The 15774-nt window shown below is 74.7% G+C and carries 15 protein-coding genes; 7 read left to right on the forward strand and 8 right to left on the reverse strand.

Annotated elements, in window-relative coordinates; all coding sequences use genetic code 11:
* Positions 1 to 18: 18 nt before the first annotated feature.
* Entirely contained in the window at positions 19 to 2055 is a 2037-nt protein-coding gene (locus EDD33_RS08370; RefSeq protein WP_123390018.1) for an oxidoreductase, read from the reverse strand.
* A 73-nt stretch (positions 2056 to 2128) separates the two neighbouring features.
* Here EDD33_RS08370 and EDD33_RS08375 point away from each other — a divergent pair, with 73 nt between their 5' ends.
* Positions 2129 to 3031, forward strand: a complete 903-nt coding sequence (locus EDD33_RS08375; RefSeq protein WP_123390020.1) for a LysR family transcriptional regulator — start codon at positions 2129 to 2131, stop codon at positions 3029 to 3031.
* On the opposite strand, the gene EDD33_RS08380 is transcribed toward EDD33_RS08375, so the two are convergent.
* The gene (locus EDD33_RS08380) at positions 3028 to 4110 is read right to left on the reverse strand and encodes a zinc-binding dehydrogenase (RefSeq protein ID WP_211332471.1); all 1083 of its coding nucleotides are present in this window, start codon (positions 4108 to 4110) and stop codon (positions 3028 to 3030) included. The genes EDD33_RS08375 and EDD33_RS08380 overlap by 4 nt on opposite strands.
* Before the next feature lie 138 nt (positions 4111 to 4248).
* On the reverse strand, positions 4249 to 4710 hold the full coding sequence (locus tag EDD33_RS08385) for an SRPBCC family protein (protein WP_123390024.1): 462 nt from the start codon (positions 4708 to 4710) through the stop codon (positions 4249 to 4251).
* 97 nt (positions 4711 to 4807) lie between these two features.
* Here EDD33_RS08385 and EDD33_RS08390 point away from each other — a divergent pair, with 97 nt between their 5' ends.
* From EDD33_RS08390 to EDD33_RS08405, 4 genes are all read left to right on the forward strand, one after another.
* Positions 4808 to 5338, forward strand: coding sequence for a hypothetical protein (locus EDD33_RS08390; protein WP_123390025.1), 531 nt, complete (start codon positions 4808 to 4810; stop codon positions 5336 to 5338).
* 395 nt (positions 5339 to 5733) lie between these two features.
* Positions 5734 to 7089, forward strand: coding sequence for an acyltransferase family protein (locus EDD33_RS08395; protein WP_170169732.1), 1356 nt, complete (start codon positions 5734 to 5736; stop codon positions 7087 to 7089).
* Positions 7086 to 8075, forward strand: a complete 990-nt coding sequence (locus EDD33_RS08400; RefSeq protein ID WP_148076963.1) for an Acg family FMN-binding oxidoreductase — start codon at positions 7086 to 7088, stop codon at positions 8073 to 8075. The genes EDD33_RS08395 and EDD33_RS08400 overlap by 4 nt, the downstream gene beginning before the upstream one ends.
* A gap of 55 nt (positions 8076 to 8130) precedes the next feature.
* Positions 8131 to 8442 (forward strand): hypothetical protein, encoded by a 312-nt coding sequence (locus EDD33_RS08405; RefSeq protein WP_123390032.1) that lies wholly within the window; start codon positions 8131 to 8133, stop codon positions 8440 to 8442.
* A gap of 395 nt (positions 8443 to 8837) precedes the next feature.
* Here EDD33_RS08405 and EDD33_RS08410 read toward each other — a convergent pair whose 3' ends face one another.
* Positions 8838 to 9779, reverse strand: coding sequence for a universal stress protein (locus EDD33_RS08410; protein ID WP_123390033.1), 942 nt, complete (start codon positions 9777 to 9779; stop codon positions 8838 to 8840).
* Positions 9780 to 10079: 300 nt separating this feature from the next.
* Here EDD33_RS08410 and EDD33_RS08415 point away from each other — a divergent pair, with 300 nt between their 5' ends.
* The gene (locus tag EDD33_RS08415; protein WP_123390035.1) at positions 10080 to 11120 is read left to right on the forward strand and encodes an alcohol dehydrogenase catalytic domain-containing protein; all 1041 of its coding nucleotides are present in this window, start codon (positions 10080 to 10082) and stop codon (positions 11118 to 11120) included.
* Between the two features lie 22 nt (positions 11121 to 11142).
* Here EDD33_RS08415 and EDD33_RS08420 read toward each other — a convergent pair whose 3' ends face one another.
* Positions 11143 to 11853 (reverse strand): hypothetical protein, encoded by a 711-nt coding sequence (locus tag EDD33_RS08420; protein ID WP_148076964.1) that lies wholly within the window; start codon positions 11851 to 11853, stop codon positions 11143 to 11145.
* A gap of 11 nt (positions 11854 to 11864) precedes the next feature.
* Entirely contained in the window at positions 11865 to 12068 is a 204-nt protein-coding gene (locus EDD33_RS19920; protein ID WP_170169733.1) for a hypothetical protein, read from the reverse strand.
* 310 nt (positions 12069 to 12378) lie between these two features.
* Between EDD33_RS19920 and EDD33_RS08425 the strand changes: the two genes are divergently transcribed.
* A complete protein-coding gene (locus EDD33_RS08425) occupies positions 12379 to 13269 on the forward strand; it encodes a universal stress protein (RefSeq protein ID WP_170169734.1) in 891 nt (296 codons plus the stop codon).
* Positions 13270 to 13369: 100 nt separating this feature from the next.
* On the opposite strand, the gene EDD33_RS08430 is transcribed toward EDD33_RS08425, so the two are convergent.
* Complete coding sequence (locus EDD33_RS08430) at positions 13370 to 15016, reverse strand: sensor histidine kinase (protein ID WP_123390040.1); 1647 nt, start codon at positions 15014 to 15016, stop codon at positions 13370 to 13372.
* Positions 15013 to 15678, reverse strand: coding sequence for a response regulator (locus EDD33_RS08435; protein WP_123390042.1), 666 nt, complete (start codon positions 15676 to 15678; stop codon positions 15013 to 15015). The genes EDD33_RS08430 and EDD33_RS08435 overlap by 4 nt, the downstream gene beginning before the upstream one ends.
* Positions 15679 to 15774 lie beyond the last annotated feature (96 nt).

Below are 15774 nucleotides of genomic sequence, written 5' to 3' on the forward strand. Positions count from 1 at the left end.
TGCTCCTCTCGGTGGGTCTCAGACGGCCGAGCAGAGCCGCAGCGCGTCGTACACCGCGGCGTGGATGTTGCGGCTGGTGACGGCGTCGCCGATGCGGAACAGCTGGAACGCCCCGGCCGCACCGGGGGCGACAGGCTGCGGGCGCACGCCCAGCAGGGCGGGGTGGTCGACGGCCCCGCGGTTGCTCGAGAGCGGCACCAGCTCGTGGTAGAGCTCGTCGTTGGGCAGCGTGCCGTGCTCGACGACGACGTGGTCGACGTGGCGCTCGACGACGACGTCGGTGTAGTCGCTGCCGAGCCGCGCGACGAGCCCACCCCCCTCCCGTCGTACGCCGACCAGCCGGCGCGCGAGCGTGAGGGTGACGTCGTGCTCGGCGAAGGCCCGGAGGTAGGCCGGGGAGTTCATGCTGCCGACGTCGGGGGCCAGCATCCGCTCGGGCGTGACCAGCTCGACGACCGCGCCCCGTGTGGCCAGCAGCTCGGTCGCGTCCAGGGCGGGCTCGGCGCCGTGGTCGTCGTAGACCAGCACCCGTCCCTGCGGGTGGACCGCGCCGGACATGACGTCCCAGGTGTCGAGCACGAGGTGCTCGCCCTCGCCGCCGAACGTCGGGTCGGGCAGGCCGCCCGTGGCCACCACCACGACGTCCGGCTCCTCGGCCAGGACCGTCGCGACGTCGGCCCAGGTGCCGCAGCGCAGGTCGACGCCGTGGTGCTTGGCCTCGGAGACGCGCCAGTCGACGATGCCGATCAGGTCGCGCCGTCGCACCGAGGCCGAGGCGAGCCGCACCTGGCCGCCCGGGTGGTCCGAGGCCTCCAGCAACACCACCTCGTGGCCCCGCTCGCCGAGCACGCGCGCCGCCTCCAGACCGGCCGGACCGGCGCCGACCACGACCGCCCGCCGACGCCGGGGGGCCGCCGGCTGCACGTGCAGCAGCGTCCGCTCGCGACCGGTGGCGGCGTTGTGGATGCACGTGGCCTCGCCGGACCGGTAGATCGCGTCCAGGCAGTAGTTGGCGCCGACGCAGGGCCGGATCCGGTCCTCCTCGCCGGCCGCGACCTTGGCGACCAGGTGGGGGTCGGCCATCTGCGGGCGGGTCATGCCCACCAGGTCGAGCAGGCCCTCGCGGATCGCGTGGCGGGCGGTGGCGACGTCGGAGATCCGTGCGGCGTGCATCACCGGGACGCTGGTGGCACGGCGGATCTCGCCGGCGAAGTCGAGGAAGGGGGCGCTCGGGGTGCCCATCGAGGGGATCACCCGGGCCAGGGTCGCGTCGCTGCCGATGCTCCCGCGGATCACGCTGAGGAAGTCGACGCCGTCGTCGACGTACAGGCCCAGGGCGCGCAGCGCCTCCTCGCGCCCGAGCCCGTCGGCCGCGTCCTCGTCCATCGACATCCGCAGCCCGATGACGAAGTCCGGCCCGACCGCCGCGCGCACCGCCTGCACGACGCGCCGCGGGAACGCCGTCCGCTCCTCGAAGCCGCCGCCGAACGGGTCCTGGTCACGGTTGGTCGCCGGTGAGTGGAAGGCGTCGAAGAGGTGACCGTAGGACTGCAGCTCGATGCCGTCGAGCCCCGCGTCCCGGCAGCGCTGGGCGGCGCTCGCGTAGTCGGCGACGATCCGGTCGAGGTCCCACGCCTCGGCGACCTTGGGGACGCTGCGGTGGGCGGGCTCGCGCAGCGGCGAGGGGTGGACCAGGGGCAGCCAGTCCCCCGTGAAGTTGCTGGTGCGCCGCCCCAGGTGGGTCACCTGGCACATCACCGCGGCGCCCGCCTCGTGGACGTCGTCGGCGAGGCGCCGCAGCCACGGCACGATCTCGTCGCGGTAGAGCAGCAGGTTGCCGAACGCCGGCGGGCTGTCCGGCGAGACCACGGCGGACCCGCCGATCATGGTCAGGCCGACCCCGCCGACGGCCTTCTCGCGGTGGTAGAGGCGGTAGCGGTCCTTGGGCATCCCGTCCTCGGCGTACGCCGGTTCGTGGGAGGTGCTGACCACGCGGTTGCGCAGCGTCACGTGCTTGAGCCGGAACGGCTGGAGCAGCGGGTCGTGGGACGGCACGGTGCCAGTCTGGGAGCCGACCGGGGCCGGCGACCAGGCCGGGAAACTGCACCGGTTCGTGCAGAATCCCTGCATGATCGATCGCCGCCTGCAGGTGCTCCGGATGGTAGCCGCGTGCGGCACCGTCACCGGCGCCGCCGAGGCGCTGCACTACACCCCCTCGGCGGTCTCCCAGCAGCTGCGGTCGCTGAGCAGGGACCTCGGGGTGGAGCTCGTGGTCCAGGACGGGCGCCGGATCCGGTTGACCCCGGCCGCCCGGGTCCTGGTCGAGCGTTCCGACGACCTGTTCTCGGCCTGGGAGGAGGTCCGCGGCGACGTGGGCGCCGCGGACACCGGCGGCGTCGGCACGCTCCGGCTGTGCGGGTTCTCCACCGCGGCGTCGTCGCTGCTGCCGCAGGTGGCCCTGGCCGTCCGCGCCGTCCGCCCCCGCAGCCGGGTGCGCATCATCGAGGCCGACCCCGAGGAGTGCTTCGACCTGCTGCTGGCCGACGAGGCCGACGTGGCGGTGGTGGTGGCCACCGCCGCCGTCCCGGCCAGCACCGACCCCCGCTTCGAGCAGCACCACCTGCTGGAGGACCCCCTGGACCTGCTCGTGGCCACGACGCACCGGCTGGCCGGCGCGGAGTCCGTCCACCTCGGCGACCTGGCGCAGGAGACCTGGATCATGGACCGACCCGGTCGGCCCTACCACCAGCTGCTGCAGGCCGCCTGCGTCGCGGCGGGCTTCTCCCCCGCCGCCGCCCACGTCGCGACCGAGTGGGACACCGGCGCGGCCCTGGTCGCCGCCGGCCTCGGGGTCTCCCTCGTCCCGCGCCTGGCCCACCTCCCCGCCGACCACGCCGTGGTCCGGATCCCGCTGCGCGGCGCCCCGGCGCCCTCGCGCCACATCCTCACCGGGGTGCGCCGCGGCAGCTCGCGGCAGCCGCTGATCGCGCTCGCGCTCGCCGAGCTGGCCGCACGCGCCCGGGCGCGCTAGGGAACCACCACGAGCTTGCCGACGTGTCGTCGCAGGGCCAGGTCGCGCTGCGCCTGCGCCACGTCCTCCAGGGCGTACGTCGCCGCGACCACCGGACGCACCCGGCCCGACCTCGCCATCGCCACCAACCGGTCGAAGATCGCGGGCGTGTGCATCGTGGAGCCCACCAGCGAGCGGTTCGCGAGGTAGAGCCGACGCACGTCGAGGTGGACCTCCCACCCGTCCAGGGCGCCGGCCACCACCCACCGCCCACCCGGTCGCAGCAGCTCCAGGCCCTCGGCGACGAGCGGCCCCGCCACGACGTCGACCACGGCGTCGACACCTCCGGGAGCCGCCACGGCCGCGTCCTGGACCACCCGCCCCCGGCTGCGGTCCACCACCACGTCGGCACCGGCCGCACGGACGTCGTCCGCCTTGGTGCCGCTGCACACCGCCACCACCCGTGCCCCGAGGGACCGCGCGAGCTGCACGGCCGCCAGGCCCACGCCACCCGAGGCACCCGTGACCAGGACCGTCGTGCCCTCGCGGACTCCCCCGCGCTCGACCATCCCCAGCGCCGTCCCGTAGGCGATCGGCAGGCAGGCCAGCTCCACGTCGCTGAGCGGCGACCCGTCGACCCGGTGTGCTCGCGTGGCCGGCACCACGACGTGCTCGGCGAAGCCGCCGTCCCGCTCGCTGCCGAGGACGTCGGCGGGGCGGGCGTCGTCCTCGGGACCGTCGTACTCCGCCGGGTCCACGAGGACCCGCGACCCCACCAGACCCTCGTCGGCCGGGTCGCCGACCGCGACGACCGTGCCCGCGACGTCACCCCCCTGGATGCGGGGGAAGTCCAGCGGCCCGAGCCAGCCCGCGGCCCCGTCCGAGCCGTAGGCGCCCTCGCGCGTCCAGATGTCGGTGTTGTTGCACCCCGCGGCCCCGACGCGCACGACGACCTCGCCCGGCCGCGGCCCCGGGACCGGGACGCGCCGCAGCTCGATCGCGTCCAGCCCCCCGTGGCGCGTCGTCACCATCGCGCGCATCGACGACGGGAGGGTGGACGGCGACGGCCGCCCGGGGGACACCGCGCCTGGTCCGGTCATGCCCGCAGCCTGGCAGGCGTGGGCCCCGGTCCGCACCAGGGCGACCGCCTCGGCCGGTGCCAGCGCCTGGGGCTCGACCCGCAGGTGGCGCTCGTCCGGTGGCTCGGCGCACGGCGCCGGGCGCGTGCCGGACGCAGCTCAGCGACCGACGGCCTCCTCGAGGCGTACCAGGGTGTCGTCGAGCTGCTGCTCGGTGACGAGGGGGAACCCGATCTTGTCGAGCAGGGCCTTGTCGGTCACGTGCGACCAGTCGTAGGTGTGACGCACGAGGGTCGCGTCCGAGCCCTGGGCCTCCAGCTCCCACATCCACTCCCACCCGGGGGGCTCCTGACCGGCGGGCGCCGTACGCCAGGCGAGCAGCTTGTTGGGGTCGAAGCCCGTCACGTGGTTCTCGGTCCGGTACTCCCCTCCCATGTGGTCGCCGGCCATGTTCATGGTGAACACCTCGCCCGATCCCTGGATCCGGTTCGACTTCTCCACCGACCGGACGAAACCCGAACCGTCGAGCTCCACGTGACGCTCGGGGTTGGAGAGCACCTCGAAGATCTGCGCGCTCGGGGCGTTGATGGTGCGTTCGACGACGATCTTGGTCTCTGACATGGGCCGACCCTTGCTCGCCGTTCACGGCGATTCAAGGCCGCATCGGGCAACGGTGAGGTGGCAGGGTGTCGGCCAGCACGAACGGGGAGGTGCGCGCATGTCGAGATCTCGCCTGGTCGACCTCGCCCACGACGTGCAGAGGCTGCCCTACCGGTGGCCGGCGCCGCCCGACGCTGCCAGCACGGAGCGTGCCGGCGCCGGCACGTGCGCCGGCAAGCACGCGCTGCTGGCTCAGCGCCTGGCCTCGGTGGGTCTCGTGAGTGGCCCGCTCGTCGTCGTGGGTCCGCTGGCACCTCCGATCTGGCCCGACCTGGTCGGAGAGGCGGACGGCCTCCTCGAGGTGCACGAGTGCCTCACCGTCGTCACGCCGTGGGCAGGCCCCGTGACCGTCGACGTCACCTGGCACCCTGCTGCCGTCGCGGCCGGGTTGCCAGGACTGGCGCCCGACTGGGACGGCTCGAGCGACACCCCGACAGCCGTCGCACCGGTCGGCCCTGGTCACGCCGTGGACCGCACGTCGCTGCGCGGCGCCAAGGAGAAGCTGCGCGAGCGCCTGTACAGCCGCGAGGAGAGGGCGCGTCGCGATCGCATCCTCCGCGAGATCGCGGCCCGCGCGCTCCGGCTCTGAGGCCGTCCGCCCGCACGCGGCACGCCCTGAGCCGCGTCTCCGCAGGCCGTGCGGGTGCACCGGTCGGGCCGGCAGGACGTGACCCTGCGACCCCGTGTCGAGTCCGGGCGGCGTCGGCTCCCCGCGGACCCGAGCCCGAGCCCGAGCCCGAGCCCACTGGACGATGACACGCGTGGTCAGCGTCTCAGCGAGACCGACGGCGTCGTGACCGGGCGATCCGGCCGGTGCCCGCGCGGAACACCGGCCCAGGGCACGAGGTCCGACCGTCGTCGTCCGGTCGCCCCCGTCGACGTGACCTTGGGCCCTGGCACGTCGACCCGGCACCCGGTGGGCTGGGCGGGCCGTCACACGGCGTCGCGTGGGAGGTGGGTGCCATCAGCTCGCCCCCAGGACGTGTGCCCTCCCGCAACCGCACCGTCGACCTGGTCCGTGTCGGCTCGATCCTGGTCGTCGTGGCCGGGCACTGGCTGATGCAGGGCCTGTGGGTGGACGAGACCCACCACCTGCACCGCCGTGGCCTCCTCGAGCTGGCGACCTGGACGCACCCCCTGACCTGGCTCCTGCAGGTGATGCCACTGGTCTTCCTCGTCGGCGGCTTCGCCAACGGCACGTCCTGGTCGTCCGCCCGCTCCCGGGGAGTCCCGTACGGCGCCTGGTTGGCCCACCGCGCCGCGCGCCTGACCCGGCCGATGGTGCAGCTGATCCTCGCGTGGGCGGGCGTCGTGGCCCTCGCGCCGGTCCTCTCGCTGCCGGCGGACTGGGTGCGCGTCGCCGCTCGTGCCGCGCTGGTGCCCACCTGGTTCCTGGCGGTCTACCTGGTCGTCGTCGCCCTCACCCCCCTCTGTCTCGCGGCGTGGGACCGCTGGCGATGGCGCTCCGTGCTCGGTCTCGCTGCCGGGGCCGCCGTGCTGGACCTCGTCGGCGTCGTCACCGGGCACACCTGGTGGAGCGCCCCCAACGTCGCGCTCGTCTGGCTCGGCTGCCACCAGCTGGGCCTGGCCTGGCGCGAGGGCCGCGTCCCACGGCCGCGGGTCCTGGCGCTGGCCCTCGCGGGATGCGCGGGCCTGCTGCTGGTGCTCGTCACCTGGGGCCCGTACGCCGTGTCGATGGTCGGCCTGCGCGGCTTCGGCACGGACAACACGGTGCCGCCCCACGTCACGCTGCTGCTCCTGGGCACGGCGCAGGCGTGCCTGGTCCTGCTCGCCGATCCCTGGCTCGACCGTGCCTGCTCGCACCCGTTGGTATGGGTCTGCGTGGTCGCCGTCGAGACGCGCGCCATGACCGTCTACCTGTGGCACATGACCGCCCTGGGCCTGGTGGCCGGCGCCTCCGTGGCCTCGGGCGGCCTCGGGCTGGGCCCGAGGCCGGACAGTGCGGCGTGGTGGTGGTCCCGGCCTGCCTGGATCCTCGCCCTCGCCGCGACTACCGCCGTGCTCGTGGCTGCCACCGGGCGGTGGGAGACCCCACTGCCACCGGCGACGACCCGACGGGTGGCACCGGCGCTGCCGTGGGCGGCCATCGTCGTGGCCAGTGCATGCCTGGGGCTGCTGGCACGGGAGGTGCCCACCGAGCGACCCTGGCTGGCGGCCGCGCTGCTGCTCGGTCCGGTGCTCGCCCACCAGGCCCTGCACGGCGCCGCGGGACGAGACCCGCGTGGACGCTCGCACCACCGGGACGGGTCGGGGGTCCTCGACCCACGGGACTCCGGTCCCTCCCCGAGAACCCCGCCGCGGTCCACGCTCGCACCATGAGCCCACCCACGTCGTCGGTGACGCACGAGCTGGTCCGCACAGCCTGCCTCGCACCCAGCGTCCACAACTCGCAACCGTGGTCCTGGCGGATCCCCGCCCCGGACGTCGTCGAGCTCTACGCCGACCGGTCACGTCAGCTCGCCGACACCGACCCCCTGGGTCGTGAGCTGCGGCTCAGCTGCGGTGCGGCACTGCACCACCTCACGGTGGCGGCTCGCGCGTTCGGGTTCGAGCCCCACGTCGAGGTGGTGCTGGAGGCAGACCGGTCCACCGATCTCCTGGCCCGGACGTCCCTGGTCCCGGCCCAGGCGACCGAGACCGACGTGACGCTGCTCGCAGCGCTCGAGAACCGGGTGACCGACCGTCGCGCCTTCACCGACTGGGAGGTGCCCCTCCCGCGGCTCGTGCACCTCGCGGACGAGACGACGCCCTGGGGTGCGCACGCGCGCGTCCTCCACGAGACGGGCGAGGTGCAGCGGACCGAGGCACTGCTGGAGGAGGCCCGACGCGGCCTCCTCACCGACACGACCCTGGGGGCGGAGCAGCAGGCGTGGCTCGACCGAGGCCCCCACGACGGCGTTCCGAGCGACAGCGCACGCCCGCGGCAGCGCGACGCCGACCCCGCCCGGCCCACCCGCTTCGACCGGTGGACCGTGCCTCCCCATGCGTCCTCACCGGGTGGAGCACCGGAGCCCGAGCAGGGCCGCCTGCTGGGTGTGTACACCGCCGCCGACGACCCGCTCGCCTGGTTGCGGTCGGGCATGGCCTTGAGTGCCGTGTGGCTCGAGGCGACGCGACAGGGTCTGGCTGTCGCACCGCAGACCCACGCGCTCGAGCAGCCCCGGCTGCGCTCGCAGCTGCGTCACGACGTCTTCGACGACCTCGGGTGGCCCCAGGTCGTGCTGCGGGTCGGATGGCCGCAGTCGCGTCACCACCTGCTCCCCCACACCCCCCGGCGCCCGCTGTCCGAGGTCGTGCGTGCCTGAGCCACCGGGCCAGAGGTCCCTGGTGAGCCCCGCGGCACGACGCCACAGTGGAGCGATGGCCGACCCCGTCCGTCGCGTCGCTCGCGATCCGGTGACGCGCGCCCGAGGGCACCGCGCCGCGCTGCGGGCCCTGGCCACCCGGCTGTCCGAGGAGTACGCCGACGTGGCCACGCCCGGCCGGGTCGTCGCGGCGGCCCACCGGGCCGACCGGGCGTGCCGCGCCTCGGGAGATGGCGGTCTCGCTGACGTCGAGGAGCGCCTGCGCACGCTCCTGGACGCGTTGCGGAGTCGACGGGACCTCCTCCCCCGGGTCCGTCTCCCCGCGCCCGTGGTGCCCCACCCGCGGCGCGCCACCCCGGACCCGTGAGCGCACCTGGTCCTGCGCCCTCGCGCACGCCCGTCGCTCCACCGGCCCGGTGGCCGACCTCCGTCGTGCTGCTCGTCCTGGTCGCCCAGGACCGCTCGGACCCGCTGGTCGGGCGCGAGCTGGCTGCGCATGCGCGGCACGACGGGCTCGTCGTACGGGCGCACCGCCGCCGCGAGGACGTCCCGGCGGGGCCGGTCGGTGTCGAGCACGGACGCAGACCCCCACGGCTCGAGGCGAGCGTCCCACGTCGCGGCGATCCGCGGGCTCGCGTCCGACACCGTCCCGGCGGCGCTCACCAGGGTCCGTCCCGCCACCCGACGACGAGACCCACCCCCGCGCGACGTAGGTGGGCCAGGCTGAAGTCCAGGAAGCCCGGGTCCACGGGCTTCTTCGGCTCAGGACGTGGCGGCCGGGGACGGAGCGTCACGCCGCTGCCCGCGCGTGCGACGACCGGGCACGCCCACGGGCACCACCATCACCGGCCACGACGCGTGCTCGACCACGTGCACCGACGTGGAGCCGGCACCCCGCGCCAGCTGCCGCGGGAGCGACCGCTGGTGACCGCCGACGACGACGAGATCGGGCTCGCCGTCCAGGGCCACCAGTGCCGCCCGCACGGACCCGGTCCTCACCTGCGTGCTGACGACCACGTCGGGGTAGGTCTGGGCGAGGCCTGCCACGGCCTCGGCCAGCGCGAGGCTCGCCTGCTCGCGACTCTCGTGCCGGCCCGCGACCAGCTCCTCGCGCGAGAGCGCGAAGGCTGCGTCCTCGACGCAGTGCACGACGGTCAGCGCACGGCCGGTCAGGTCCGCCTGTCGCCAGGCGGCCGCGAGGACCGGCTGTGACTCCTGCGCCGCGTCGGCCGCGACGACGATCCCGCCCGCGTGCCCGGCGGACGTGCCCGGGCGGTGGACCACGACGGGGCAGCTCGCGTGCTTGACGAGCGTGACTCCGACCGACCCGAGGACGAAGCTGCGCAGGGGGCCGCGCCCGTGCGTGCCCACGACGACCAGTGCGGCCTCCTCCGACCGTCGCAGGAGCGCCTGACCGGCGTTGTCCAGCTCGTAGTCGGTGTCCACCTCCACCCGAGGTGCGACCTGGGCGACCAGCGCGCGCCCCGCCTCGAGGATCGCGGTGCCCTCCCGTCGGAGCAGGGCCTGGACCTCGACCGAGCTGACGACCGATGCATCGCCGAACGCGGCGCTCACGCTCGCGGCGTGCACCAGGGTCAGGCGCCGGCCCTCGAGCGACGCCTGGCCCGCGGCCCAGCGCAGGGCGTGCGTGGCCGACTCCGACCCGTCCAGGCCGACGACGACCGGTCCTCGTTGCATGCTCATGGTTCCCCGTCCTCTCGCGCGGCGACGTCGCCACCTCCCGTCCAGGGTGCGGCGGAGACGGCGCGGACGGCAGGGCGTGGCGTCCTGACCCGTCGGGACGAACGGCTCTGCTGACGCCGGGTCGACCCGCACGACAGGTCGGGACCACGACCTCCGCGCCGGGCCGTGGCCGACCGGTGCGGCCCCGTCCCAGCCCCGCGCCACGGCCCTAGGTCGACCTGGGCGAGGACGTTCGCCCCCTCCCGGCTGCTCCGGGAGCGCCCAGGGTGGGAGCCAGCAACACCCCACGAGGAGGCCACCATGCACGCGCTCGTCTACCACGGTGCCGGACGACACAGCTGGGACGAGGTCCCCGACCCGTCCCTCCAGGACGACACCGACGTCATCGTCGGCATCGACGCCGTCACGATCTGCGGCACCGACCTGCACGTCCTGCGCGGCGACCTCCCCGAGGTCGCGCCCGGCCGCGTGCTGGGGCACGAGGCCGTGGGCACGGTCGAGGAGGTCGGACCGGCCGTCCGCCAGGTCAGGCCGGGCGACCGGGTGCTGGTGTCGTGCATCTCGGCCTGCGGCAGCTGCCGTGCCTGCCGCCGCGCGCGCTACGGGCAGTGCAGCGGGGGTGGCGGCTGGCGACTGGGTCACACCCTCGACGGCGTGCAGGCGGAGTACGCCCGGGTGCCGTTCGCGGACTGGTCCACCTACCGGTTGCCGCGGTCGGTGGACGACGAGAGCGCCGTGCTGCTGGCGGACGTCCTGCCGACCGCCTACGAGGTGGGCGTGCTGAACGGCCACGTGGGGCCCGGTGACGTCGTCGTGGTGGTGGGCGCCGGCCCCATCGGCCTCGCCACGGTCGTGACGGCGCGACTGTTCTCCCCCGGTCGCATCGTCGTGGTCGACCCCGCCGCACCACGTCGGGACGCGGCCGCTGCCCTCGGGGCCGACGTCGTCGTGGGCGACGAGCCCGACTCCGTCCAGGAGCTGGTGGCCAGCCTCACCGACGGCGAGGGCGCTGACGTCGTCGTCGAGGCGGTCGGCGCACCCGAGAGCTTCGAGCTGTGCACGCGGCTCGTGCGCGCCGGTGGCCGGGTCGCCAACGTCGGGGTCCACGGCGCCCCCGCGTCGTTGCACCTGGAGTCGCTGTGGGGCAGCGACCTCACCATCACCACCGGCCTCGTCGACACCGGCACCATCCCCACCCTGCTGCGCCTGGTCGCCGACGGACGGCTCGACCCCACGTCCCTGGTGACGCACCGATTCGGCCTGACCGAGATCGGACGTGCGTACGACGTGTTCGCCCGTCCCGCCGAGACCGGGGCCGTCAAGGTCGTGCTGAGCCGCTGAGTGGGCTGGCCCCGCGGGGGCATCACTGCCGGGGGTCGCTCCCCTGCTCGCCCACCCTCTCGTGGACGAAGCGTCCGAGCGCGTCCGCGTCGCCCGACGCCAACCACCGCTGCACCCCGGTCGGGTCACGGCGCTCGAGCTCGTCCAGGCACGCCCGCCGCAGGTCGAGCAGCAGGTCGAGGGTCGTGGGCTCCGTGCGCCGGCCCAGCTCACGCGACGTGGCCAGCCACAGCCGCACCAGGCGACGGGTCGTGCACCCGGACAGCTGCCCGGGGCCACGCGGCAGCGGTCGCGCGTCGTCCGCCTCGGCCGACCGCCAGGACCGGGCGCGGACGATCTGGTGCAGCGAGGGTGCCGACCCGCTCGGCCGCTGCGTGCGCAGGTGCCGGCGGAGCCGCTCCCACGACGGCGGAGTCGTGAGCACGACCAGGGCCCACGGCGCCAGCGTCCACGGTCCCAGCAGCTCGACCGACCCTGCCAGCAGGGGGACGGCTGCGGCGACGAGCAGCGCCGGCACCACGGTGCGGTGGGGATCCCGTCCTGTCGCGTACGCCACGATCACGGCGTTCAGGCCGACGAGGGCCCAGGCGGTCAGGAAGGTCGCCAGGACCAGCGCCGCGCCCAGGGTGATCGATCCGAGCGTCCCTGCGGCCACCAGTCCGACGACCCAGGCCCACCACCACACCCGGAGCAGCGCCACGGCGGCACGCGCCGACCACCGGGACCGCGGCACCCCCGGGCCGCTCACGGGACCGTGGGGGCCGGTTCCGCGACCGCAGCCGTGGGACGGACGTGGCCGGAGGCCTGCCACGGCAGCGTGGGGCCGGCCGACGCGGCGCCCCCCTCCGGCGACACGTCCACGCTGACGTGGTCGCGCGTGATGGTGCCCTGCGACTGGATGGGCATCGTGACGACGAGCACGAGGCTCGACCAGATGGCGACGGGCATGGCGCGCACTCCTCAGGACGGTGGGCCGGACGTGGCCGGAAGCCGGCCGCGATCGGTGTCCCGGGAACCGGGCGTCTCGGCGCGTCCGGTGACCACCTCGATGGTCACGATCCCGGCGTTCTCACCCATGTCGGTCCCCCTGCCGCCGCGTGGGGCCACCTGCTCATCAGACCGACCGTCACGGCCGTGCCGACAGGGCCGAGGGGCCTGGCGGCGCGGGGCTCAGGTCCCTGCTCCGGCCCCACGCACCAGGCCAGGCTGGGGCCCGAGGTCGCGTGGGCGACCCTGCGGGCAGGACCGAGGAGGAACCGTGCACACCACACCGGGGACCATCGTGGTCGGCGTCGACGGCTCGGAGCACGCCGACCGGGCGGCCCGCTGGGCGGCCGAGCAGGCGGCCGCCGAGCACCGGACGGTGACGCTCGTGCACACCGTGAGCGCCGTGACACCGACCTACCTCGACGCCGCCCTCGCCGACCCCCGCACGGCACGCTCGAGGTTGCAGGCCGGCGGCGAACAGGTGCTCGACGCTGCCGCCGCGGTCGTGGACGCGGCAGCACCGGGTCTCGAGGTCCGCCGGGTGTTCGAGCTCGTGGACACCCGCCAAGGTCTGCTGCAGCTGTCCGAGGACGCCGCCATGGTGGTCGTCGGCTCCCGTGGCCGGGGGCCGTTGCGGTCGCTGCTCCTGGGCTCGGTGTCGGCGGCCCTGGTCCGGCACGCGAGCTGTCCGGTCACCGTGGTGCGTCCCGAGCGCGGCGGGACGCCGCGCCACGGTGTCGTGGTGGGGCTGGACGGCTCGGCGGAGTCCCTCCCGGTGCTCGAGCACGCCTACCGCCAGGCGTCGCTCCACGCCCATCGACTCACGATCCTCCACTGCAGGTGGGACGTCGCACCGGGCACCGCAACTGCCTACCTCGTCCCGGACGACCTGGCCCTGGCCGACGACGAGCCCGAGGGCCTCGGTCTCGCCGAGGCGACGGCCGGAATGGCCGAGAAGTACCCCGACATGCGGGCCCGTGCGCGGCTGGGACAGGGGCGGGCGGAGGACGTGCTGGCCCACCTCTCGCACAGCATGGACCTCGTCGTGGTCGGCACCCACCACCACGGCCGCGGCCACCGCGCCCTGGTCGGCTCGGTGTCCGCCGCGGTCGTCGAGCACGCCTGGTGTCCCGTCACCGTCGTCCCCATGGCGGGGTCCTAGAGGTGGGCACGCATACCGGGCCGTGGCTCGGGATCCTCGCGCCGTACGCCCTGGGAGGTCCGGCGCCCAGCACGTTCCTGCGACCCGCGGTCCAGGCCTGCTAGCGGAGTGGGACCGACCAGGTCACCACGGTGCCCTGGGGGGACGACTCCACGCGGCACGAGCCGCCGAGCTGGGCCGCACGCTCGCGCATGTTGCCGAGCCCGCTCTCGGACGCGGTGGCCGGGATGCCCGTGCCGGTGTCGGAGACGACCAGGTCGAGCTGCTCGCCGGCCGTCACCTCCACGCTGATGCTCCTCGCCCCGGAGTGCCGCACCGCGTTCGACAGCGCCTCGGACAGCACGGCGAGCAGGTGGGGCGCCAGCTGGTGGTCCACGACGGTGCGCAGCGGACCGGTCAGCATCAGCCGCGGCCGGAACTGCAACGTCGTCGCGGCCCGGTCCACCAGCCCGGTGATCTCGGTCTGGATGTCCCCCGCGCCCTGCCCGGCGCCCAGGTCGAAGATCGAGCGACGGATGTCACCGATGGTGGCGTCGAGGTCCCTGATGGCCTGCTCCAACCGTTCCCTGACACGGGGAGACCCGGCCAACGGCACCACGCTCTGCAGGCTGAGACCCACCGCGAAGAGACGCTGGATGACCAGGTCGTGAAGGTCGCGTCCGATGCGGTCCCGGTCCTCGAAGAGGCTCAGCCGCTGGTGGGCCTCCCGTGCCCGCAGCACGGTCATCGCCAGCGCGGCCTGCTCGGCGAAGCCCTCCGGGAGCCGCGGGTCGACGATCCGGAACAGGTGCTGGTGCTCCGGCGACCAGGCCAGCGCCAGCGCGCCCTCGACGTGCCGCCCCGAGCGCAGTGGCACCACGACCGCAGGACCCAGGACCGGCCACCCCGGCAGGTCGCCGGGCACGAGCGCCCGTGGGTCGCGGCGGACGTCGACGACGGTGATCGACTCACCGCCCCGCACCACCGTGGCCGTCAACGACTGCTCCAGCGGCAGCCGACGCAGGTCCTCCGGAGAGACGCGGGGACCACTCACCGCCCTGACCTCCAGCGAGCCGTCGGTGTCGACGACGACCCAGGCGACGTCGGCGGCCGCGGCGGCGCGGGCCCGGTCGGCGATCACCTGCAGCGAGTCGGACCCGGCGGCGTCGGCACCCGAGAGCACGGCGGTGACCTCGGCGGTCGCCGCCAACCAGTTCTCGCGACGTCCGGCCTCCTCGTAGAGCCGTGCGTTCTCGATGGCGACACCCGCGGCGGAGGCCAGGGCGACCACCACGTCCTCGTCCAGGTCGTCGAAGTCGCCGCCCCCGGACTTCTCGGTCAGGTAGAGGTTGCCGAACACCCGGTCGCGCGTCCGCACCGGGACACCGAGGAAGGAGTGCATCGGCGGGTGGCCGGCCGGGAACCCGAAGGACTCCGGGTGCGCGCCGAGGTCGTGCAGCCGCAACGGCTCGGGTCGGTCGATGAGGAGCCCGAGGATGCCGTGCCCGGTGGGGAGGTGCCCGATCTCGACGACCTGCGACTCCGCCATGCCGCGGTGGATGAACGTGCGCAGGCCCTGCCGGGGCGGGGTGTCCAGGACCCCGAGCGCGGTGTACCGCGCCCCGGTCAGCTCGCGTGCGATCTCCACGATGCGGGCCAGCACGCCGTCCAGCGTGAGGTCGGCCGACATGGAGACCACGGCACTGAGCAGCAGCCGCAGCCGGGCCCGCTCCTCCCCGGGGGCGTGCTCGTCCGGGGCCGGGCTCACCGCTGCGGGTGCTTGAGCGAGAAGATCGCCGCCTGGGTGCGGCTCTCGAGCCCCAGCTTGGCCAGCATCGACGACACGTAGTTCTTCACCGTCTTCTCGGCGAGGAACATGGCCTCGGCCATCTGACGGTTCGTCATGCCCTCGCCGATGAGCCCGAGGATGCGCAGCTCCTGCTCGGTCAGCTGCTCCAGCGCCGGGTCGGACCGGGGCCCCTCGCGCAGCCGTTCCAGCACCTGGGCGGTGACCGCGGGGTCGAGCATCGACTGCCCGGCTGCCACCCGTCGTACGGTGTCGAGGAGGTCGTTGCCGCCGACCTGCTTGAGGATGTAGCCCGCCGCGCCGGCCATGATGGCGGCGAACAGCGCGTCGTCGTCGTCGTACGAGGTCAGGATCAGTGCCTTGATCTCGGGGTTGCGCGACCGGATCTCGCGGCACACGTCGATCCCCGAACCGTCCGGCAGCCGGGCGTCGAGGATCGCCACGTGGGGCCGGGTCGCCGGTATCCGACGCTGCGCCTCGGCCGCGAGGCCGGACTCCCCCACGACGACGATGTCGTCCGTGCTCTCCAGCAGGTCCCGGATCCCGCGTCGGACGATCTCGTGGTCGTCGAGCAGGTACACGCGCACTGGATCCGCGCTGCCGGGGGTGGACGCGTCAGCCATGGTGCGAATCTAGTCCTCCCCGGCCGTGGTGGCGATGGCCCCGGACCTCGGCCTCCAGGACCTTCGACCCTGCTCGGGCGACGCGGCGAATACGAC

The sequence above is a fragment of the Nocardioides aurantiacus genome (genome assembly GCF_003752505.1).
Lineage (GTDB): Bacteria > Actinomycetota > Actinomycetes > Propionibacteriales > Nocardioidaceae > Marmoricola > Marmoricola aurantiacus.